Origin of the sequence: Streptomyces sp. NPDC055962 (genome assembly GCF_042270185.1) — a bacterium.
In the GTDB taxonomy this organism is placed as follows: domain Bacteria; phylum Actinomycetota; class Actinomycetes; order Streptomycetales; family Streptomycetaceae; genus Streptomyces.
In genome coordinates this window covers 411308-430302 of the sequence record NZ_JBHJYN010000002.1, presented here as the reverse complement: position 1 = coordinate 430302, position 18995 = coordinate 411308, and the positions used below count along the sequence as shown (strand labels likewise).

Here is an 18995-nt window from a genome sequence, read left to right as displayed (position 1 = left end):
CAGGGGCGGGGAGTGGTGCGGTCATGCGGATCCGGACGGCCGGGAGCGGGAGCCTCCCGGCGTACGCCGACGGAATCCGGCGGGTCTACGCCGACGTGTTCTCGGCCCCGCCGTGGAACGAGGACCCCTCGGCGGCCGCGGAGTACGCCGAGCGGCTCGCCGCCGACGCCGGACGCCCGGGGTTCACCTCCGCACTGGCCCTCGACGGGGACACCGTGCACGGCTTCGCGACCGCCTGGACCACGCCCCGCCCCTTCCCCTCCGGACGCAGCTACGGGCATGTCGCCGAGGCCCTGGGGCCCGACCGGGTCGAGGCGTGGCTGTGCGGGGCCGTGGAGGTCGACGAGTTGGCGGTCGCCCCGGCCGCACGCGGCACCGGGGTGGGCGCGACGCTGCTGTCGGCGGTCACCGGGGCCGCCCCGGACGGACGGTGCTGGCTGCTCACGTACGCGGGGGCGGAGGCGACGCTGCGCTTCTACCGGCGCGCGGGGTGGCACCGGGTCCCGGTGTCCGTGCCCGGCAGGGCGGGACTGGTCGTCCTCCTCGGGCCGGACCATCCGGCGGCCGCCGGGCTGCCCGCGCCCAGCCGTTGAGACGGGATCACCCGGCGGCGGCCCTGGGGGCGCCCTCAGCGCGCCCGTGTGGTGGAGCGATGCGCGAAGTGACGTGAATCGATTCAAAAACGGGGAAGATAGTGGGCCGCCCCGAACCCTGTCAAGAGCACCGCCGGGAGTGCCCATCCGATCCCTCCATTCAGTTCACACATCGCCTTTCTCCCCGGAACTTCTCGCCATCAACCCATTGACTGCGCCCGCAATCCCCGTTTAGCTTCCGAGCAACTTCATTGAAACCTTTCACGGCGAGTGGAGCGGAACCCGTCCACCGCTGAGGAGCTCCCATGAACCAGTCCGCCCCCGACCCGGCCCCGGTCCTGGCCCTGAAGGGCGTGAGCAAGTCCTTCGGAGCCGTACGGGCCCTTCAGGACGTGTCCCTGCAACTGTTCCCCGGTGAGGCACACGCTCTCGCGGGTGAGAACGGTGCCGGCAAGTCGACCCTGATCAAGGCCCTCGCCGGAGTACACCGGCCGGACAGCGGCGAGGTGCTCCTCGACGGCGAACCCGTCGTCTTCCACGGCCCGGCGGACGCACGGGACGCCGGCATCGCCGTCATCTACCAGGAGCCGACGCTCTTCCCCGACCTCTCCGTCGCCGAGAACATCTTCATGGGCCGCCAGCCGCGGAGATCCCTGGGCCGGATCGACCGCGGGGCCGTGCACAGGACGACCGCCGCGCTGATGCGCAGGCTCGGCGTCGACCTGGCTCCGGACCGGCCCGCCCGCGGACTCTCGATCGCCGACCAGCAGATCGTGGAGATCGCCAAGGCGCTGTCCTTCGACGCGCGCGTGCTGATCATGGACGAGCCGACGGCCGCCCTGACCGGCAGCGAGACCGCGAGGCTCTTCTCCGTCGTACGGGCTCTGCGCTCCGAGGGCGCGGCGGTGCTGTTCATCTCGCACCGCCTCGACGAGATCTTCGCACTGTGCCAGCGCGTCACGACCCTGCGCGACGGGCGGTGGATCTCCACCGAGCCGCTGGAGGGCCTCACCGAGGACGACCTGGTGCGCAGGATGGTGGGGCGTGACCTCGACGACCTCTACCCCAAGCAGGACGCCGAGGTCGGCGAGGTCGCTCTGTCGGTGCAGCGGCTGACCCGCGAGGGAGTCTTCCGTGACGTGTCCTTCGAGGTCCGCCGCGGCGAGATCGTCGCCCTCGCCGGACTGGTCGGCGCCGGACGCACGGAGGTCGCCCAGGTGGTCTTCGGCGTCGACCGTGCCGACGCGGGCGAGGTGAGGGTGGCGGGCAGGGCGCTGCGCCCCGGCTCGCCGACGGCCGCGATGGACGCCGGGCTCGCGCTCGTGCCCGAGGACCGGCGCCGGTGCGGGCTGGTGACGGACCTGTCGATCGAGCGCAACATCGGCCTGACCGGCCTCACCGAGGTCCGCAAGCGCGGGCTCGTCAGCCGGGCCCTGGAGCACGACCGGGCCGCCGACTGGGCGGTGCGGCTCCAGCTCAAGTACAACCGGCTGGCCGACACCGTGGGGGTGCTCTCCGGCGGCAACCAGCAGAAGGTCGTCCTCGCGAAGTGGCTGGCGACCGGCCCCGACGTGCTGATCGTCGACGAGCCGACCCGCGGGATCGACGTGGGCACCAAGGCGGAGGTGCACCGGCTGCTCTCCTCGCTCGCGGCGGACGGCCTCGCCGTCCTGATGATCTCCTCCGACCTCCCCGAGGTCATCGGCATGGCCGACCGGGTGCTCGTGATGCACGAGGGCCGCCTCGTCGCCGAGATCCCGCGCGCCGGCGCCACCGAGGAGTCGGTCATGGCCGCGGCCACCGGACGCGACGAGAGGGCAGCGGCATGACCAGCACCGTCGAGAGCCCCCCGGACACGGCGAAGGCCACGGAGCGCAGTGCCTCCTCGTTCGTGGACGCGGTCTTCCGGGCGCGCGAGATCTCCATCGCGGGGGCCCTGGTCGTGCTGATCGCCGGTACCTACCTGGCCAATCCGCGCTTCCTGTCCGATCAGGGCGTCAAGGACCTGCTGCTCAACGCCTCGATCCTGGTGCTGCTCGCGGTCGGCCAGTCCGCCGTCGTGATCACGCGCAACATCGACCTGTCCGTCGGCTCGGTCGTCGGCCTGTCCGCCTTCGCCTGCGGCAAGTTCGCCGCGGGGAGCGACCACGGTGTGCTGACGGTGATGCTGCTCGGCGCCGCCATCGGGATCGTCTGCGGGCTGGTCTCGGGCGCCCTCGTCAGCTTCGGCAGGGTCCCCGCGCTCGTCGTGACCCTGGGCATGCTCTACATCATCCAGGGCGTCGACTACTGGTGGGCGCAGGGCGAGCAGATCAGCGCCTCCGACGTGCCGGACGCGGTCCTGGGCCTCGGGAGCGGCAGCGTGCTGGGCATCCCGTACCTGCCGCTGATCGCACTCGTCCTGCTCGCGGCGACGGCGTACTTCCTGCGCGGCTACCGGTCGGGGCGTGAGCTGTACGCCATCGGGTCGAGTCCCGAGGCCGCCCGTCTCGCCGGCATCCCGATCCGCCGCCGGGTCCTCGCCGCGTACGCCTTCTCCGGGGCCGTCGCCGGTTTCGCCGGTGCCCTGTGGCTGGCCCGCTTCGGCACGGTCGTCGCGGACAACGCGCACGGCTGGGAGCTGACCGTCGTCAGCGCCGTCGTCGTCGGCGGTGTCGCGATCACCGGCGGCACCGGCACCGTCTGGGGGGCCGCACTCGGTGCCCTGCTGCTCACCACCATCGGCAGCGTCCTGGTCGTGCTCAAGGTGGACTCCTTCTGGCAGGGCGCCATCACCGGTGCGCTCCTCCTGCTGGCCATCAGCGTCGACCGGATCGTGAACCTGCGGATGACCGCCGCCCTGAGGAAGAGGAACGCCCGCCATGACCACGGCGCCTGACACGAAGACGGCTTCCGCACCGCGGGCCGTGCCGAAACCCTCTTCCGTGCGCGGCCTGGCGCTGCGCTGGGACACCGCGGTCGGTGTCCTGCTGGTGGCGGTCCTCGTCGTCGGGCTGGGCACCACCGAGGGGTTCGGTTCGGCCGCGAACCTCGCGTTCGCCTTCAACGACATCGCCGAGGTCGCCCTCATCGCCCTGCCGATGACCCTGCTGGTCGTCGCCGGGCAGGTCGACCTGTCCGTCGCCTCCATGCTGGGTCTGGGCAGTGCGCTGACGGGTGCGCTGTGGGAGGCCGGCTGGGCCTTCGAGACGATCGTGCCGGTGGTGCTCCTGGTCGGTGTCGCGGGCGGTCTCCTCAACGGCTGGCTGGTCACCAGGGTGGGGCTGCCGTCCCTGGCCGTGACCATCGGCACCCTGGCGCTCTACCGGGGGCTGGCCTCGGTGGCGCTCGGCAGCGACGCGGTGACGGACTTCCCGCAGGTCTACGCGGACTGGGCCGTCGACACGACGACCGTCCCCGGCACCTTCCTCACCTATCCGGTGCTGCTCTTCGCCGTCCTGGCCGCGGTCACCGCCGTGGTGCTGCACGCCACCGGGTTCGGCCGCTCCCTCTTCGCGATCGGCGCCCAGGAGGAGGCGGCGTACTTCGCGGGCATCCGGGTCAAGCGGATCAAGCTGCTGCTCTTCGTGGTGACCGGCCTGTTCTCGGCCTTCGCGGGTGTCGTCTTCACCCTCCGGTACGGAAGTGCCCGCGCGGACAACGGACTCGGCTTCGAGATGCTCGTCATCGCCTCCGTCCTGCTCGGCGGCATCGACTTCGACGGCGGCAGGGGCACGCTCTTCGGCGCGGTCGCCGGTGTCCTGCTGATCGGCCTGCTGAAGAACCTGCTCACGCTCAACGACGTCGCCAACGAGGTGCAGGTCATCGTGACCGGTCTGCTGCTCGTGGCCTCGGTCCTGACACCACGGGTCATCGCCGCGGTCGTCGGACGACGGCACAGGCGGGCCGCGGACGCCCCCGCGCCCCGAACGCCGTGACGCTCTGTCCGCGCCCCGAACGCCGTGACGCCCCTGTCCGCACCCCGTACTCCCCTACCCCTTCGAAAGGCACACGCCGCCATGATGCTCCGCAATGCCGCCGGGCTCCGCGCCGTCGCGACCGCAGCCACCGCCGCCTCCCTCGCCCTCGCTCTCACGGCCTGTTCGGGCACCACGAAGGACAGCGAGGACGCCGGCGGCGCGAAGGCCGGCAGCTCCGCGAAGGCCGACCCGGACGCCCCGCTGAGGAAGGGCCTGAAGCTCGGCTTCCTGCCGAAGCAGATCAACAACCCGTACGAGAAGATCGTCGACGAGGCGGGTATCGCGGCGGCGAAGGAGTACGGCGGCACGGGCAAGGAGGTCGGCCCGTCCGACGCGAACGCCTCCTCGCAGGTCTCCTACATCAACACCCTCATCCAGCAGCGCCAGGACGCCATCCTGATCGCGGCGAACGACCCGAACGCGGTGTGCGGCCCGCTCAAGCAGGCGATGAAGAAGGGCATCAAGGTCGTCGCCTACGACTCCGACACGGCGAAGGACTGCCGCCAGCTGTTCATCAACCAGGCGAGCTCCGAGGAGATCGGCCGCAGTCTCGTCCAGCACCTCGGTGAGCAGATCGGCTACCAGGGCAGGATCGCGATCCTGTCGGCCACCCAGAACGCGACGAACCAGAACACCTGGATCGAGTTCATGAAGGAGGAGCTGAAGCTCCCCCGGTACAAGGACATGCAGCTGGTCAAGGTCGCATACGGCGACGACGCGGACCAGAAGTCCTTCCAGCAGACGCAGGGCCTCATGCAGGCCTACCCCGACCTCAAGGGCATCATCTCCCCCACGACGGTCGGTATCGCCGCGGCCGCGCGCTACCTGAGCGACTCCTCGTACAAGGGCAAGGTCGTGCTCAACGGGCTCGGCACGCCGAACCAGATGCGCTCGTACGTCAAGGACGGCACCGTCGAGCAGTTCTCGCTCTGGAACCCGGAGGAGCTCGGCTACCTCGGCTCGTACGCGGCGGCCGCGCTGGCGTCGGGCCGGATCACCGGTGCGGAGGGCGAGAAGTTCGAGGCGGGCAAGCTCGGCGAGTACACCGTCGGCAAGGACGGCGAGGTCATCCTGGGCGAGCCGACCGTCTTCGACTCCGAGAACATCGACACGTTCGACTTCTGAGCGGGAGGAACGGCTCCGTGCAGCGCGTCTGTTTCCTGCTGAAGGTCCGTGAGGACCGCCTGGACGAGTACCGCGAGCGCCATGCCGCGGTGTGGCCGGAGATGCTCGCCGCCCTGTCGGAGGCGGGCTGGCACAACTACTCGCTGTTCCTCCGCGAGGACGGCCTGCTGGTCGGTTACCTGGAGACGGAGGACTTCGACACGGCCCGCGGGGCGATGGCGGCGACGGAGGTCAACGGGCGCTGGCAGCGGGACATGGCCGGGTTCTTCGAGCAGCCGGAGGCGGCCGACGAGGCGATGGTCCCGCTGACCGAGGTGTTCCACCTGGCCTGAGCGGGGCCCGCGCGGACATGCCGGGCACGGACGGGCCCGGCGGCGGAACGATCCGCCGCCGCGCCCTACGACCGGTGTCAGCCGACCTCGCCCTCGCCGCCGTCACCCGGCGGTCCGTCGTCCCCGCCGTTCCTGATCCGGTCGGCCTGCTCGATCGCCGTCGCGAGCTTCTCCACGGAGCTGTCCTCGGTGGAGGACGCCAGCTTCCTCGCCCGGGAGGCGAGTTCCCCGAGCGCGGGTGTCCCCGGCAGGTCGCCGCCGCGCAGTGTGTCCGCGAAGTACGCGGCGACAGCGGCCACCTGGAGCCGCGCGCCGGCGCCGTCCCAGAGCTTCCCGCCGATCGCCCCGGTCCCCACCGATCCGGTCGCCTCGTGCGCCTTCCGCGTCTTCGGGTCCAGCCACCGCACCGTCGCCGTCGCCACGTGGCCGGAGGCGTCCTCGCGGAGCCGTACGGCGTAGAGCGCGGTCACCGTGTGCCCGGGGCCGGCCTCTCCGCCGTCGACGCCGTCGTCGCGGAAGTCCTCGTCGGCGACCTTGCGGTCCTCGTAACCGATGAGCCGGAACTGCTCGACGGTCTCCCGGTCGAAGGCCACCTGCGCCTTCGCGTCCCTGGCGCGCAGCTCGACATGGGCGGGCAGCTGGTCGACGAAGACCTTCCTGGCCTGGGTCTCGTCGGCGATGTACGTCGTGTTGCCGTCGCCCTTGTTGGTGAGCTGTTCCATCAGCGCGTCGCCGTAGTCGCTGCCCACGCCGACGCCGAACAGCGTGATGCCGTACTCCTCGCGCGCGTCGTCGATGCGCTCCAGAATCGCCTCGGCGTCGGTCTCGCCGGTGTTGGCCAGGGCGTCGGAGAGCAGGACGACCCGGTTGGTGGCGCCCTTGCGGTGGCCCTCGACCGCCTCGTCGTAGCCCTGCTGGACGCCCGCCGCCACATTGGTGGAGTCGGCGGGCTCCATCGCCTCGACGGCGTCCCTGACCTTGGTGCGGTTGCCCTGGAGCCTGGTCATCGGCAGCCGGGTCTCGGCCTCGCCGCTGAAGGTCACCAGGGAGACGGAGTCGTCGTCACGCAGTTCGTCGGTGAGGATGCCCAGCGAGGTCTTCGCCAGGTCGAGGCGGCCGGGTTCGGCCATCGATCCGGAGACGTCGACGACGAAGGTCAGCGCGGCGGGCGGGCGTTCGCCGGTCTCCGACGCAGGCCTGGTGGCCAGCCCGACCCGGAGCAGCGACCAGTCGGAGGCGCCGGCGCCGGGCTTCGCGCCGTCGACGGACACCGAGAAACCGTTGCCTTCCGGTGGCTCGTAGCCCTGGCGGAAGCTGTTGACGAACTCCTCCGGGCGCACCGTCTCCGCCGCGGGCATCCGCCCGTCGCCCAGGGTGCGGCGCGCGTACCCGTAGCTGGCGGTGTCCACGTCGAGAGCGAAGGTCGACAGGTAGTCGGGGGCCGCGCTCTCCCGGGCGGGGGCGTCCTCCGCCGCGCTCGCGCCGTCCTCGCGCTGTCCCGCCTCGGCGGAGGGGGCGGCGGGGGCGGGCTGCCTGCCCCCGGCCGGCCCGTTGCCGCGGTCGGCGGCGGAGTCCCCTCCCGGGCCCGACCCCGCACAGCCCGTCATCAGGACACCGCCCGCCAGGATCAGCGCGAGCGCTCCCCGATACGTCCTTGCCCTGCGTTCCATCCGTACCCCCCATGTCGTCGACATCTGTGAATGTGACGTGCGAGGCCGCCGCCGGGAGTCGTCGGAAGTGTTGCGGAACCGTCTCGATGCCGCAACGGCGGGCGGAGGAGCGGCGGAACATCAGCTTCAGGACACGATGTCCTTACGACTGAACCCCCGGAAGGCGAGCGCGAACAGGATCAGGGCATAGGTCACCGATACGGCCGCTCCCTTCGCCATCCCTCCCCATTCGAGGTCGGGCTGGAGCGCGTCGGCCCAGGCGAACTGCCAGTGCGCGGGAAGGAACTCGCGCCAGGAACCGAGCGCGGTGACGGCGTCCAGGACATTGCCGACGATGGTCAGCCCGACCGCGCCGCCCACCGCGCCGAGCGGTGCGTCCGTCTTCGTCGACAGCCAGAACGCCAGCCCGGCGGTGACGAGCTGGGAGACGAACACGAAGGCGACGACGAGCGCGAGGCGCGGCACGGTGTCGGAGGTGGCGAGGGCGCCTCCGGTGGGCAGTCGGAGCGGCCCCCAGCCGTACGCGGCGGCTCCCGCGGCCAGCGCGACGAGCGGCAGCAGCACCATCGCCGCGAGGCTGAATCCGAGTGCCACGACGAGCTTGCTCCACAGGAGCCTGGACCGGGGCACCGGCGCCGCGAGCAGGTAGCGCAGCGAGGACCAGCTCGCCTCGGAGGCCACGGTGTCGCCGCAGAACAGGGCCACCGGCACCACCAGCAGGAAGCCGGCGGAGACGAAGAGGCAGGTCGCCGCGAAGTTCGCCGCGGACTCCGTCGCGACGTCCATGAGGTTGATCCGCGAGCCGCCGCCTCCGCCGCCCCCTTCACCGCCCGGGGTGCCGCCGACGGCGAACGCGATGATCAGGATGAACGGCAGGGCCGCCAGCACCCCGCCCATGAGCAGGGTGCGCCGCCTGCGCAGCTGTCTCATCGCCTCCACGCGCAGCGGCAGCGTGCGGCGGGCGTGGTATCCGGGGGCTTCGGCGAGCGCCTGGATCTCTGGTGCGGAGCTCATGCGGATCCTTGGGAGATGAGGGTGAGGAACGCGTCCTCCAGGCGGCGGTGGGGCCCGACCCCCGTCACCGGCACGTCGAGACGCACCAGTTCGGAGACCAGCTGCGCGGCCGTGGCGCCGTCGAGACGGACCAGCAGACCGTGGCCTTCGTCCAGGGGGACGGCGGAGCCGATGCCCGGGAGCTGCGCCACCTTCTCGACGACCGCTTCGGGGACCTCCCCCTCGGTGGTGACGAGCAGCATGTCGCCGGATCCGGTGATCTCGGCGACCGGACCGGCCTGGACGAGCTGACCTCGGTCCATGACGACGAGGTGGGTGCAGGACTGTTCGACTTCGGAGAGGAGGTGGCTGGAGACGATCACGGTCCGGCCGCCGGCCGCGTACCGGATCATCACGTCCCGCATCTCACGGATCTGGGGCGGGTCCAGCCCGTTGGTCGGTTCGTCGAGGATGAGGAGGTCCGGCATGCCGAGCATGGCCTGGGCGATGGCGAGGCGCTGCCGCATGCCCTGGGAGTAGGTGCGTACGGCGCGGGCCAGGGCGTCACCGAGTCCGGCGATCTCCAGGGCCTCGTCGATGTGGGCGTCCTCGGCGGGCCGTCCGGTCGCCTGCCAGTACAGCTCCAGGTTGGAGCGGCCCGACAGGTGCGGGAGGAAGCCCGCGCCCTCGACGAAGGACCCCACGCGGGACAGCACGGGCGCCCCGGGGCGGATCGCGTGTCCGAAGACTCGGATCTCACCGGCGTCGGGGGTGATGAGCCCCATCAGCATGCGCAGGGTGGTCGTCTTGCCCGCGCCGTTCGGTCCGAGCAGGCCGAGGACCTGCCCCTTCTCGACCCGGAAGCCGAGGTCCCGTACGGCGTACCGGTCCCAGGACTTCGCGTACTTCTTAGACAGGTCCGTGATCTGGAGCGGCACGTCGGCGAGCGCCGGGTCGGGGACGGGGGTCGCGGTGCGCCGGCGCGCGGTGAGCAGGAGCACGGCGGCGATGACGAGCGCGGCGGCCGGGAGTCCCCAGGTCCACCAGGGCAGCGTGGCGGCCGCGGTCCTCACGGCGGGTGCCGTGGGCACGGTCAGCGGCCCGTCGAGGGAGACGGTGTACGTCGCGGGCTCGGCGGGTGACGCGTAGGCCAGGTCGGTCGCGGAGAGGACGAGGCGGAGCCGGTGCCCTGCCTCGACCTCGTGGTCGACGGCGGGAAGGGTCAGCTCGACCGGCTTGCCCTGCTCACCGGGTGTGATCCGGTAGGGGGCGACGAGCTGGGAGGGAAGCACCTGCTGCTTGCCGTCCGGCGACACGTCGTAGACCTTGCCGAAGAGCACCGCGTCGCCCCGGTCCGCCTCGACGTTCACACGGACCGTGGGCGATCCGGTGACGTGGACGGTTCCGTCCAGGGGTGCCGACTCGAAGCGCGCGTACTGCCCGGGGAAGTCGAGGGAGAACCCGACGCCGAGCGAGGACAGCTGGGAGAGTCCGCCTCCGACGCCGGGGACGGCGGAGATGGAGGGCGGGTTGGCCCCTGCGGGGTTGCGGAAGGTCTGGGTGGAGCCGCCGGCCGCGGCGCTCCTGCCCCCGCCGCCCTGGCCACCGGCGGAGGAGTCGTCCTGCCCGCCGGCCGCGGGGGCGTCCTGGCCGCCGGGTGTGATGCCCTGCGGTCCCGCGCCGGGCGGCTGCCCCGCACCGGTCAGGGGGATCTTCCGGCCGCCGCTGGTCAGGCCCGGGTACGTGGCGCTGCTCGCGCCCCGCTTGAGGGCGGCGCCGTCGGTGGAGTCGACGCCTCCGGTCCGGGTCACCCGGAAGCCCGGCCCGGTGTCGGCGCCCTTGTCGTCCTTCAGGTAGCGGTCGAACCAGTCGCCGACCCGGCCCTGGACGCGGTCGCCCTCGTCGTCGCCGCCGTCGTGGCCTCCGGCGATCCAGTCGACGGAGACGGGGGCGCCGTTGGCCTTGACGGCCTTGGCCATGGCATCGGACTGGCCGAGCGGGAAGAGCGAGTCGCTCTGTCCCTGGACGATCAGCGCGGGTACGTCGATGCGGTCGGCCACGGCCTCGGGGGAACGTTCCGTCAGGAGCCGGCGCGCGGCGGCGTCCGGCTTGCCGTTGACCGCGACCCGCTCGTACATCGCGCACAGCTGCTTCGAGAACCTCTCGCAGCCGCCGCCGGAGCTGACGAAGATCCCGGCCCAGAGCTTCTTGAACACACCGTTCGGGAAGAGCGCGTCGGCGAGGTTCCAGTAGCTGATCACCGGGGCGATGGCGTCGACCCGGTCGTCGTGCCCGGCGGCGAGCAGCGAGATGGCACCGCCGTAGGACGCGCCGGTGACGCCGACACGCGGGTCGCCCTTCGCGTCGAGCTCCACCTCGGGGCGCTGCGCCAGCCAGTCGATGAGTCCGGAGACGTCCTTGACCTCGGCGTCGGGTGCGTTGAGCGTGATCTCCCCGGTCGTCCTCCCGAACCCTCGGGCGGACCAGGTCATCACGGCGTACCCGTCGGCGGCCAGCTTCTCGGCCTGGGCGCGCACGTCGTTCTTGCTGCCGCCGAAGCCGTGCCCGATGAGGACGGCAGGGCGGCGCTCCGCACCCCCGGTGGTGAAGTAAGAGGTGTCGACCGACACCCCGTTCATCTTCATCATCCGGTCCTGCCGGTGCACGGACGGCTTACCGTCGTCGTCTGCGGCGGCAGCGGTCCAGGTACCGGCGCCCACGAGCACGGCGAGGGCGGCGACGACCGCGGCCCACCGGCCTGGGGTGCGGGGCAGCCGGTGCCGCCACCGGGAAGTCGGTTTCTCCATGACTCGACCCTAAAGGGCTCGCGCTCGGCCCCCGGATACCGCCAGGGTGAGGTGTCCCGCATCCCTGAGAGGTACGTCATGGCCGCCCCGTACTCCGGACGCGGTACACCTGTGCGACGAAAGGCCCGTGGATGGACATTCGCCCCGCCGTCACCACCGGTGAGCTCCTCGCCGCCGGGCACCTCTACGACGCTCCGCCCCGCGAGGAGTGGGCCGCCCGCTTCCTGGCGGCGGACGGCCACCTGATGCTCATCGCCTACGTGGACGGCGCCCCGGCGGGGTTCGTCTCGGGCATCGAGATGCTCCACCCGGACAAGGGCACCGAGATGTGCCTGTACGAGCTCTCCGTCGACGAGGCGCACCGCCGCCGGGGCATCGGGCGCGCCCTGACCGAGGCACTGGCCGCCGAGGCCCGGAAGCGCGGCTGCTACGACATGTGGGTGGGCGTGGAACGCGACAACGCGCCGGCCCTCGCCACCTACCGCTCGACGGGAGCGGCGGACGACGGGGTGTTCGCCATGCTGACCTGGGAGTCCGATGAGAGGGACGCGCACGGTCGGGGTTGAGCGCGGAACGGGTCGTCGCCGGAAAAACGGTGGCAGCGGCGCCCGGCCCGCTGCCAGGCTCCGGTCATGGAACCGAAGGCTGTGGACGCGGAGGCCGTGGGCAGGAAAGCCATGAACGCGATGGCTGTGGAACCGAAGGCCATGAACGCGGAGGCCGTGGAACCGAAGGCCATGAACGCGGAGGTCATGAACGCGGAGGCCGTGAGCTCCGAGCGACCCGAAGTGCTCCTCATCGGCGGCCGGGCCGGCGTCGGCAAGACGACGGTGGGCTGGGAGGTCTCGGACCGGCTGCGGGCGGAGGGGATCGCGCACGCGGTCGTCGAGGGGGACTACCTCGGCCAGGTCCACCCGCCACCGGCCGGAGACCCGCACTGCGCGGCGATCACCGAGGCCAACCTCGCGGCGATGTGGCGGAATTTCGCGGCACTCGGCCACCACCGTCTCGTCTACACGAACACGGTGAGCGTGCTGCCCCGCTCGGCCCCCATGTTCGAGCGGGTGCTGGGCACCGGCGTGCGGATCGTCCGGGTCCTGCTCACCGCGACGGACGCCACGGCTGTGGAACGGCTCTCGGCCCGCGAGATCGGTTCCGCCCTGGACCGGGAGATCGCGGGCAGTGCGCGCAAGGCCAGGCTGCTGGACGAGCACGCCCCGCCTGACACGGTCCGGGTGGCCACGGACGGCCGGACCGTGGTGGAGATCGCGTCGGAGGTACTGGCGCTCACGGGGTGGCGGGGACCGGCCGGGGAGCCCTGAGGCCGAGCGGCGTCTCCACCGGCAGCAGACCGGCGGCCTTCTCCCGGTCCCCCGCCCGGACCGCCGCGTGGATCTCACGGGCCAGCGGCGTGACGTCCCTGACGGACACGGTCCACTCGTCCGCGTACCGCCGTGCCGCCTCGCCGCTCAGTCCGAGCTGGAGGGATCGGTACGGCAGCGCGTTCAGGTGGAGATCGCGCTCCGGGTCCCACTGGACACGGGTGGGGCTGTGGCGCAGGGCGCGCTGCCAGGTGGCCCGGTCGGGGTGCACACCCCTCACGTAGTGCGAGAGTTCGGCGTTCTCCAGGGCCCAGGCGAAGCCTTCACGGGTGATCTCGACGGCCAGCACGGTCTCCTGGCCTTCCTTCGTACCCCAGCCGCAGCGGTACATCATCCAGAGGAAGCTCGGCTTGATCCAGGTCATGCGGTCGCGCTTCCAGGCCGGCGGGAAGCGGCCGTCGCGGGCGGCGGGCAGCCCGATGGCCGGGCGGTACGCCTGGTAGACGGTGACGGTGGTGTCCGTGTGCCGGGCGCGGATCTCGTGCTGCGGTGCGGTCATGGCCCCCAGGATGTCGGGGGTGCCGCGCCCTCGGCCACGGGTTTTCCGCGACGCGGGCCCAAGGCCCCCGCGCAGGTGCGCCCCTCCGGGGGCGCACCCTCGCCGGCTACCGGGTGCCGTTGGGGGCGAACGTCCAGAGGGCACGGCTGCCGGGGCCGACCGTGAGGGTCGACCGGCCGATCGGCTCCACATGCCGTTCCGTCACGGACCGGTTGAGAGACATCCCGACCTGTCGCAACCCCGCCTGTTCGCGTGTGACGACGTCGAACCGCAGGGTGATGCCACCGCGTTCCGCGACGACGCCACCGTGGGCGACGCTCCTGACGGCGAACCCGCCCGCCCGCAGCAGCGGAACGGTGTCGGCCAGGTCTCCCTCGGTGACCGCGAGGCGGACGGAGGTCACGTCCCGCATCAGGTGGGTGCGGTAGTCGTCGGAGAGGTAGCGCTCCCGGCCGACGTCGCCGGGGCTGCTCGCCGGCTCGGTGTTGCTGCGGGGATCGGCGAAGTACTCCGGCCGGTACTCCATGGCCCAGGCCCCGAAGGCGTCGTACGTGGTGGTGGTGAGGAGGGCGTCGAACCACGGCACGGGCACGCCGTCTCCGAAGTCGCGGGTCTGGAGGAACTCGACCGGTTCGGCGACGCCTTCTTCCTTCAGCCGCTCGGTGACCGTCGCCAGGTCTCCCGCGCGCTCGGTCGAGAGGCCCAGCCCGGCGGAGCCGAGGGTGCCGTCCTGGCCCGCCAGGTCGCCGACTCCGAGCAGTTCCAGGTAGGTCTCGCGTCCCATCAGATAGCGCCCCGTCCAGACCTGTCCGTCGGCGCCGGTCGTGGTGCGGACCTGGAAGCTCGCGAAGTCCCGGAGGTAGTCGGAGTGTTCGACGGCGTCGGCCGTCTCCCGGTCGAGGACTCCGTAGGAGTGGTTGAAGTACAGCACCTGCCCCTCGTGCGAGGAGGTGCCGCCCTCCGCCTCCGCGGTCCCCACGCCGCCCCCGATCGCTCCGGCGAGAGCCAGGGCGCACACGATGATCGTCCGTAATGTCCGGTGAATCAGCATGCGGGGAATCGTAGGACGGGGTGCACACCCCTGCCCTTCGTTGTGCCGCGGGCCGAAGTGCTTGACACATGACCACCGGCGCGGTGGTCCTCGGTGCTTCGCGGACAGAGCCGGGCGCACGTACCCGCGGAGATCCCGGCGGCCCTGTTCACCCCCGTTCCTGCCCGGTGAGGAGGGAGGTCCCACCGGGCAGGGGTTCAGGAGCGGGGCGCGGCGTCAGTGGTTGCGGGGGAAACCGAGGTCGACACCCGCGGGGGCGTCGGCCGGGTCGGGCCAGCGGGTGGTGACGACCTTGCCACGGGTGTAGAAGTGCACGCCGTCGTTGCCGTAGATGTGGTGGTCACCGAAGAGGGAGTCCTTCCAGCCGCCGAAGGAGTGGTAGCCCACCGGGACGGGGATCGGGACGTTGACGCCGACCATGCCGGCCTCGATCTCCAGCTGGAAGCGCCGGGCCGCGCCGCCGTCGCGCGTGAAGATCGCGGTGCCGTTGCCGAACGGCGAGGCGTTCATGAGGGCGACGCCCTCCTCGTACGTGGCGACGCGCAGGACGCAGAGGACAGGGCCGAAGATCTCGTCGCGGTAGGCGTCGGAGTCCGTGGAGACGTTGTCCAGGAGGGACAGGCCGATCCAGTGGCCGTCCTCGAAACCCTCGACCGTGTAGCCGGTGCCGTCGAGGACGACGTCGGCGCCCTGCGCCGCCGCCCCGGTGACGTACGAGGCGACCTTGTCGCGGTGGGCGGCGGTGATGAGCGGGCCCATCTCGGAGGTGGGGTCCGCGCCGGGGCCGATCTTGATCTTCTCGGCGCGCTCGCGGATCTTTGCCACCAGGTCGTCGGCGACGGAGCCCACGGCGACGACCGCCGAGATGGCCATGCAGCGCTCACCGGCGGAGCCGTACGCGGCGGAGACGGCGGCGTCGGCCGCGGCGTCCAGGTCGGCGTCGGGGAGGACCAGCATGTGGTTCTTGGCGCCGCCGAGCGCCTGGACCCGCTTGCCGTTCGCGGAGGCGGTGGCGTGGATGTACTTGGCGATGGGGGTGGAGCCGACGAAGGAGACGGCGGCGACGTCGGGGTGGGCGAGAAGGCCGTCCACGGCGACCTTGTCCCCGTGCAGGACGTTCAGGACGCCGTCGGGAAGGCCGGCCTCCGAGGCCAGCTCGGCCAGCAGGTTGGCTGCCGACGGGTCCTTCTCGCTGGGCTTGAGGACGAAGGTGTTGCCGCAGGCGATGGCCAGCGGGAACATCCACATCGGCACCATGGCCGGGAAGTTGAACGGCGTGATGCCGGCGACGACGCCGAGCGACTGGCGGATCGAGGAGACGTCGACGCGGCTGGACACCTCCGTCGACAGCTCCCCCTTGAGCTGGGTGGTGATGCCGCAGGCCAGCTCGACGATCTCCAGGCCGCGGGCGACCTCGCCCAGCGCGTCGGAGTGCACCTTGCCGTGCTCGGCGGTGATCAGCGCGGCGATCTCGTCGCGGTGGGAGTCCAGCAGGGCGCGGTAGCGGAAGAGGACGGCGGTGCGCGCGGAGAGCGAGGAGGTGCCCCAGGTCTCGTACGCGGTCCTCGCGGCGGAGACCGCGGCGTCGACGTCCTCGGCGGAGGCGAGCGCCACCTGTGTGGTGACTGCACCGGTCGCCGGGTCGGTAACTTGTCCGTAGGCGCCCGACGTGCCCTCGGCCCGCTCGAAGGTCTTGCCACCGATCCAGTGGTGGACGGTCTTCATGACAGTGCTCCTTCACAGGTGGCGGCGTCGGGCTGCGATCTGCCGGTCGTACTCTTTCCTGGCCTCGACCGCCGTCGGGCGGGTCGCGGTTTCGGCTACGGGAACATCCCACCACGCCTGTGCGGGAGGAGGCCCCGACACTGTGTCTGCCGTTTCGGTCTCGACGTAGACACAAGTGGGACGGTCCGCGCCCCGTGCCTCGGCGAGGGCCCCGCGCAGCTCCCCCACCGTGCCCGCCCGCAGCACCCGCATGCCGAGCGAGGCCGCGTTGGCCGCGAGGTCGACGGGCAGCGGGGCACCGTCGAAGGCCCCCTCCGCCGTGCGGTGCCGGTAGGCGGTGCCGAGGCGTTCGGCACCGACGGCCTCGGAGAGTCCGCCGATGGAGGCGTATCCGTGGTTCTGCAGGATGACGAGCTTGACGGGCAGCCCCTCCTGGACCGCGGTGACGATCTCGGTGGGGTTCATCAGGTACGTGCCGTCGCCGACGAGGGCCCAGACGGGCCTGCCGGGCGCGGCGAGCTGTACGCCGACAGCCGCGGGAATCTCGTATCCCATGCAGGAGTAGCCGTATTCCACGTGGTACTGGCGCGGGGAGCGTGCCCGCCACAGCTTGTGGAGGTCCCCGGGGAGCGAGCCGGCGGCGTTGATCAGGACGTCGTCCTCGGTGACCAGCTCGTCGAGCAGGCCGAGTACCTGGGCCTGGGTGGGACGGGCGTCCGGGTCGGCGGCGGCGTAGGCGGCGTCCACCCGCCGTTCCCAGCGGTCCTTGGCGTCGGTGTACTCGCTCTCGTACGCGGGGTCGACGTGGTGGCCTCGGGCACCGAGCGCCTCGCCGAGCGCCTGGAGGGCGGTGCGGGCGTCCGCGACGAGGGGGAGCGCGGCGAGCTTGTGGGCGTCGAAGCCGGTGATGTTGAGGTTGAGGAAGCGTACGGCCGGGTCGGCGAAGAGGGTGCCGGACGCCGTCGTGAAGTCGGTGTAGCGGGTGCCGACGCCGATCACGAGGTCGGCCTCGCGGGCGAGCGCGTCGGCCGGGGCCGTGCCGGTGTGACCGATGCCGCCGACGTCGGCGGGGTGGTCGTGGCGCAGGGATCCCTTGCCCGCCTGGGTGGAGGCGACCGGGATGCGGGTGGCCGCGGCGAAGGCGGCAAGCGTCTCCTCGGCCCCGCTGTGGTGGACGCCGCCGCCCGCGACCACCAGGGGGCGGCGCGCGGCGCGGACCGCGCGGACGGCCTGCTCCAGCTCGTACGGATCGGGGGCGGGCCTGCGCACGTTCCAGACGCGCGTCGCGAAGAACTCCGCCGGCCAGTCGTACGCCTCGGCCTGCACGTCCTGCGGCAGGGCGAGGGTGACGGCGCCGGTGTCCGCCGGGTCGGCGAGGGTGCGCATGGCCTGCAGGGCAGCCGGGATCAGCGCCTCGGGGCGGGTGATCCGGTCGAAGTAGCGGGAGACGGGGCGCAGGCAGTCGTTGACCGACACGTCGCCCGCGTGGGGCACTTCGAGCTGCTGGAGCACGGGGTCGGCGGGGCGGGTCGCGAAGGTGTCGCCGGGGAGGAGGAGCACGGGCAGGTGGTTGACGGTGGCGAGGGCGGCGCCGGTGACGAGGTTCGTGGCGCCGGGGCCGATGGAGGTGGTGACGGCGTGGGCGGAGAGCCGGCCCGACTGCCGGGCGTATCCGACGGCGGCGTGCACCATGGCCTGCTCGCTGCGGCCCTGGAGGTAGGGCATCGCCGGTCCGGCCTGGACGAGCGCCTGTCCGATGCCGGCGACGTTGCCGTGGCCGAAGATGCCCCAGGTCGCGTCGATCAGGCGGTGGCGCCGGCCGTCGCGTTCGGTGTACTGGCGGGCGAGGAAGGCGATCAGGGCCTGGGCGGTGGTGAGCCTGCGGGTGGGCCCGGGCGCCTCGGAGGTGCGGCGGGGTGAGGTCACCGGACGGCCTCCGGAGCGCCGAGCGGCAGCCGTGGGTCGACGGGCTGCCCGAGCCAGGTGTCGCGGATCCAGCGGTGGTCCGGGTGGTCGCGGATGAGCCACTCGCGCGCGCCGGGTCCCGCCATCACGTTCAGGTAGTACATGCTGCGGCCGGGCGGGGCGACGGACGGGCCGTGCCAGCCGTCGGGGATGAGGACCGCGTCGCCCGTGGCGACTTCGGCGAGGACGTCCGTGCCGCCGGGGCGGGACGGCGAGACCCGGTGGTAGCCGAGGCCGTCCCCCTCGACCTCGAAGTAGTAGATCTCCTCCAGGACGGACTCGGTGCCGGGGTGGTGCTCGTCGTGCTTGTGCGGCGGGTACGAGGACCAGTTGCCCCCGGGGGTGAGGACCTCGACGGCGATGAGGCGGTCGCACTCGAACGCGTCGGCGGCGGCGAAGTTGTGCACCTGGCGCGAGCAGGTGCCCGCCCCGCGGAGCTCGACCGGTACCTCCGGCGCGGGGCCGTAGCGAGCGGGGAGTCGTCGCTCGCACTTCGCTCCTGCCAGGGCGAAGCGGCCTCCTGCGCCGGAGGCGATCTGGGCGCGGGCGTCGCGTGGGACATAGGCGAAATCCGTCACCGGGCCGAACACGTTCTTCCTGCCCCGTAGTTCAAAGATCTCACCTGCTGTGCGCACCGTACAGCCGCCGGACAACGGCAGGACGATCCATTCGCTCTCCCCGGTGACGAGGGTGTGAACATCACCCGGTCCCAGCTCCAGGACGCGCAGCCCCGACCGCTCCCATCCGGCCCTCTCCGGGTCGATGTCGAGGGCGTAGGGGCCGCGTGACGCGTGTCCGGCCCGGAGGTGGTGCCTCTGCTGCTCGTCGGTGGTCGTCATGGCTCCATCCCTACCCGTCGTCCCGTTCCTTCCACGGACACGGAGGCTCGATGTC

16 protein-coding genes are annotated in these 18995 nt (G+C 72.0%); 8 read left to right on the top strand and 8 right to left on the bottom strand.

All coding sequences use genetic code 11. The features are described 5' to 3' along the window. Window positions 1-23 precede the first annotated feature (23 nt). From ACFC51_RS07195 to ACFC51_RS07170, 6 genes are all read left to right on the top strand, one after another. Complete coding sequence (locus tag ACFC51_RS07195; protein ID WP_376366934.1) at window positions 24-593, top strand: GNAT family N-acetyltransferase; 570 nt, start codon at window positions 24-26, stop codon at window positions 591-593. Between the two features lie 305 nt (window positions 594-898). Beyond that, the gene (locus ACFC51_RS07190; RefSeq protein ID WP_376366936.1) at window positions 899-2422 is read left to right on the top strand and encodes a sugar ABC transporter ATP-binding protein; all 1524 of its coding nucleotides are present in this window, start codon (window positions 899-901) and stop codon (window positions 2420-2422) included. Continuing rightward, window positions 2419-3471, top strand: a complete 1053-nt coding sequence (locus ACFC51_RS07185) for an ABC transporter permease (RefSeq protein WP_376366938.1) — start codon at window positions 2419-2421, stop codon at window positions 3469-3471. The genes ACFC51_RS07190 and ACFC51_RS07185 overlap by 4 nt, the downstream gene beginning before the upstream one ends. Beyond that, complete coding sequence (locus ACFC51_RS07180) at window positions 3455-4510, top strand: ABC transporter permease (protein WP_376527407.1); 1056 nt, start codon at window positions 3455-3457, stop codon at window positions 4508-4510. Before ACFC51_RS07185 ends, ACFC51_RS07180 begins: the two co-directional genes overlap by 17 nt. An 81-nt stretch (window positions 4511-4591) precedes the next feature. Next, window positions 4592-5677, top strand: a complete 1086-nt coding sequence (gene rhaS, locus ACFC51_RS07175; RefSeq protein ID WP_376527404.1) for a rhamnose ABC transporter substrate-binding protein — start codon at window positions 4592-4594, stop codon at window positions 5675-5677. Between the two features lie 17 nt (window positions 5678-5694). Then, window positions 5695-6009, top strand: a complete 315-nt coding sequence (locus ACFC51_RS07170) for an L-rhamnose mutarotase (protein WP_376366944.1) — start codon at window positions 5695-5697, stop codon at window positions 6007-6009. Between the two features lie 77 nt (window positions 6010-6086). On the opposite strand, the gene ACFC51_RS07165 is transcribed toward ACFC51_RS07170, so the two are convergent. The 3 genes from ACFC51_RS07165 to ACFC51_RS07155 form a co-directional block, all read right to left on the bottom strand. Further along, window positions 6087-7679 carry a von Willebrand factor type A domain-containing protein gene (locus ACFC51_RS07165; RefSeq protein ID WP_376527401.1) on the bottom strand — a complete coding sequence of 531 codons (1593 nt, stop codon included), beginning with the start codon at window positions 7677-7679 and terminating at the stop codon, window positions 6087-6089. Between the two features lie 126 nt (window positions 7680-7805). Beyond that, window positions 7806-8693, bottom strand: a complete 888-nt coding sequence (locus tag ACFC51_RS07160; protein ID WP_376527398.1) for an ABC transporter permease — start codon at window positions 8691-8693, stop codon at window positions 7806-7808. Then, on the bottom strand, window positions 8690-11479 hold the full coding sequence (locus ACFC51_RS07155; protein WP_376527395.1) for an alpha/beta fold hydrolase: 2790 nt from the start codon (window positions 11477-11479) through the stop codon (window positions 8690-8692). Before ACFC51_RS07155 ends, ACFC51_RS07160 begins: the two co-directional genes overlap by 4 nt. 131 nt (window positions 11480-11610) lie before the next feature. Here ACFC51_RS07155 and ACFC51_RS07150 point away from each other — a divergent pair, with 131 nt between their 5' ends. Together ACFC51_RS07150 and ACFC51_RS07145 are read left to right on the top strand one after the other, a co-directional pair. Beyond that, the gene (locus tag ACFC51_RS07150; protein ID WP_376527394.1) at window positions 11611-12045 is read left to right on the top strand and encodes a GNAT family N-acetyltransferase; all 435 of its coding nucleotides are present in this window, start codon (window positions 11611-11613) and stop codon (window positions 12043-12045) included. Window positions 12046-12231: 186 nt separating this feature from the next. Next, window positions 12232-12801: a hypothetical protein gene (locus ACFC51_RS07145; RefSeq protein ID WP_376528011.1), complete on the top strand. Its 570-nt coding sequence runs from the start codon at window positions 12232-12234 to the stop codon at window positions 12799-12801. On the opposite strand, the gene ACFC51_RS07140 is transcribed toward ACFC51_RS07145, so the two are convergent. The 5 genes from ACFC51_RS07140 to iolB form a co-directional block, all read right to left on the bottom strand. Next, on the bottom strand, window positions 12767-13360 hold the full coding sequence (locus ACFC51_RS07140) for a DUF4291 domain-containing protein (RefSeq protein WP_376366953.1): 594 nt from the start codon (window positions 13358-13360) through the stop codon (window positions 12767-12769). The genes ACFC51_RS07145 and ACFC51_RS07140 overlap by 35 nt on opposite strands. Window positions 13361-13466: 106 nt before the next feature. Then, entirely contained in the window at window positions 13467-14411 is a 945-nt protein-coding gene (locus ACFC51_RS07135; RefSeq protein WP_376366954.1) for a DUF5829 family protein, read from the bottom strand. Window positions 14412-14627: 216 nt separating this feature from the next. Then, the gene (locus tag ACFC51_RS07130) at window positions 14628-16136 is read right to left on the bottom strand and encodes a CoA-acylating methylmalonate-semialdehyde dehydrogenase (RefSeq protein ID WP_376366956.1); all 1509 of its coding nucleotides are present in this window, start codon (window positions 16134-16136) and stop codon (window positions 14628-14630) included. 12 nt (window positions 16137-16148) lie between these two features. Then, complete coding sequence (gene iolD / locus ACFC51_RS07125) at window positions 16149-18062, bottom strand: 3D-(3,5/4)-trihydroxycyclohexane-1,2-dione acylhydrolase (decyclizing) (protein WP_376366958.1); 1914 nt, start codon at window positions 18060-18062, stop codon at window positions 16149-16151. Further along, entirely contained in the window at window positions 18059-18940 is an 882-nt protein-coding gene (iolB, locus tag ACFC51_RS07120) for a 5-deoxy-glucuronate isomerase (protein WP_376527392.1), read from the bottom strand. The genes iolD and iolB overlap by 4 nt, the downstream gene beginning before the upstream one ends. Window positions 18941-18995 lie beyond the last annotated feature (55 nt).

What these genes read in the sequence shown, in the direction of transcription:
- ACFC51_RS07195 (WP_376366934.1), top strand. Translation starts at nt 24, where the DNA reads ATGCGGATCCGGACGGCCGGGAGCGGGAGCCTCCCGGCGTACGCCGAC.
- ACFC51_RS07190 (WP_376366936.1), top strand. Translation starts at nt 899, where the DNA reads ATGAACCAGTCCGCCCCCGACCCGGCCCCGGTCCTGGCCCTGAAGGGC.
- ACFC51_RS07185 (WP_376366938.1), top strand. Translation starts at nt 2,419, where the DNA reads ATGACCAGCACCGTCGAGAGCCCCCCGGACACGGCGAAGGCCACGGAG.
- ACFC51_RS07180 (WP_376527407.1), top strand. Translation starts at nt 3,455, where the DNA reads ATGACCACGGCGCCTGACACGAAGACGGCTTCCGCACCGCGGGCCGTG.
- rhaS (WP_376527404.1), top strand. Translation starts at nt 4,592, where the DNA reads ATGATGCTCCGCAATGCCGCCGGGCTCCGCGCCGTCGCGACCGCAGCC.
- ACFC51_RS07165 (WP_376527401.1), bottom strand. Translation starts at nt 7,679, where the DNA reads ATGGAACGCAGGGCAAGGACGTATCGGGGAGCGCTCGCGCTGATCCTG.
- ACFC51_RS07160 (WP_376527398.1), bottom strand. Translation starts at nt 8,693, where the DNA reads ATGAGCTCCGCACCAGAGATCCAGGCGCTCGCCGAAGCCCCCGGATAC.
- ACFC51_RS07155 (WP_376527395.1), bottom strand. Translation starts at nt 11,479, where the DNA reads ATGGAGAAACCGACTTCCCGGTGGCGGCACCGGCTGCCCCGCACCCCA.
- ACFC51_RS07150 (WP_376527394.1), top strand. Translation starts at nt 11,611, where the DNA reads ATGGACATTCGCCCCGCCGTCACCACCGGTGAGCTCCTCGCCGCCGGG.
- ACFC51_RS07145 (WP_376528011.1), top strand. Translation starts at nt 12,232, where the DNA reads ATGAACGCGGAGGCCGTGAGCTCCGAGCGACCCGAAGTGCTCCTCATC.
- ACFC51_RS07140 (WP_376366953.1), bottom strand. Translation starts at nt 13,360, where the DNA reads ATGACCGCACCGCAGCACGAGATCCGCGCCCGGCACACGGACACCACC.
- ACFC51_RS07135 (WP_376366954.1), bottom strand. Translation starts at nt 14,411, where the DNA reads ATGCTGATTCACCGGACATTACGGACGATCATCGTGTGCGCCCTGGCT.
- ACFC51_RS07130 (WP_376366956.1), bottom strand. Translation starts at nt 16,136, where the DNA reads ATGAAGACCGTCCACCACTGGATCGGTGGCAAGACCTTCGAGCGGGCC.
- iolB (WP_376527392.1), bottom strand. Translation starts at nt 18,940, where the DNA reads ATGACGACCACCGACGAGCAGCAGAGGCACCACCTCCGGGCCGGACAC.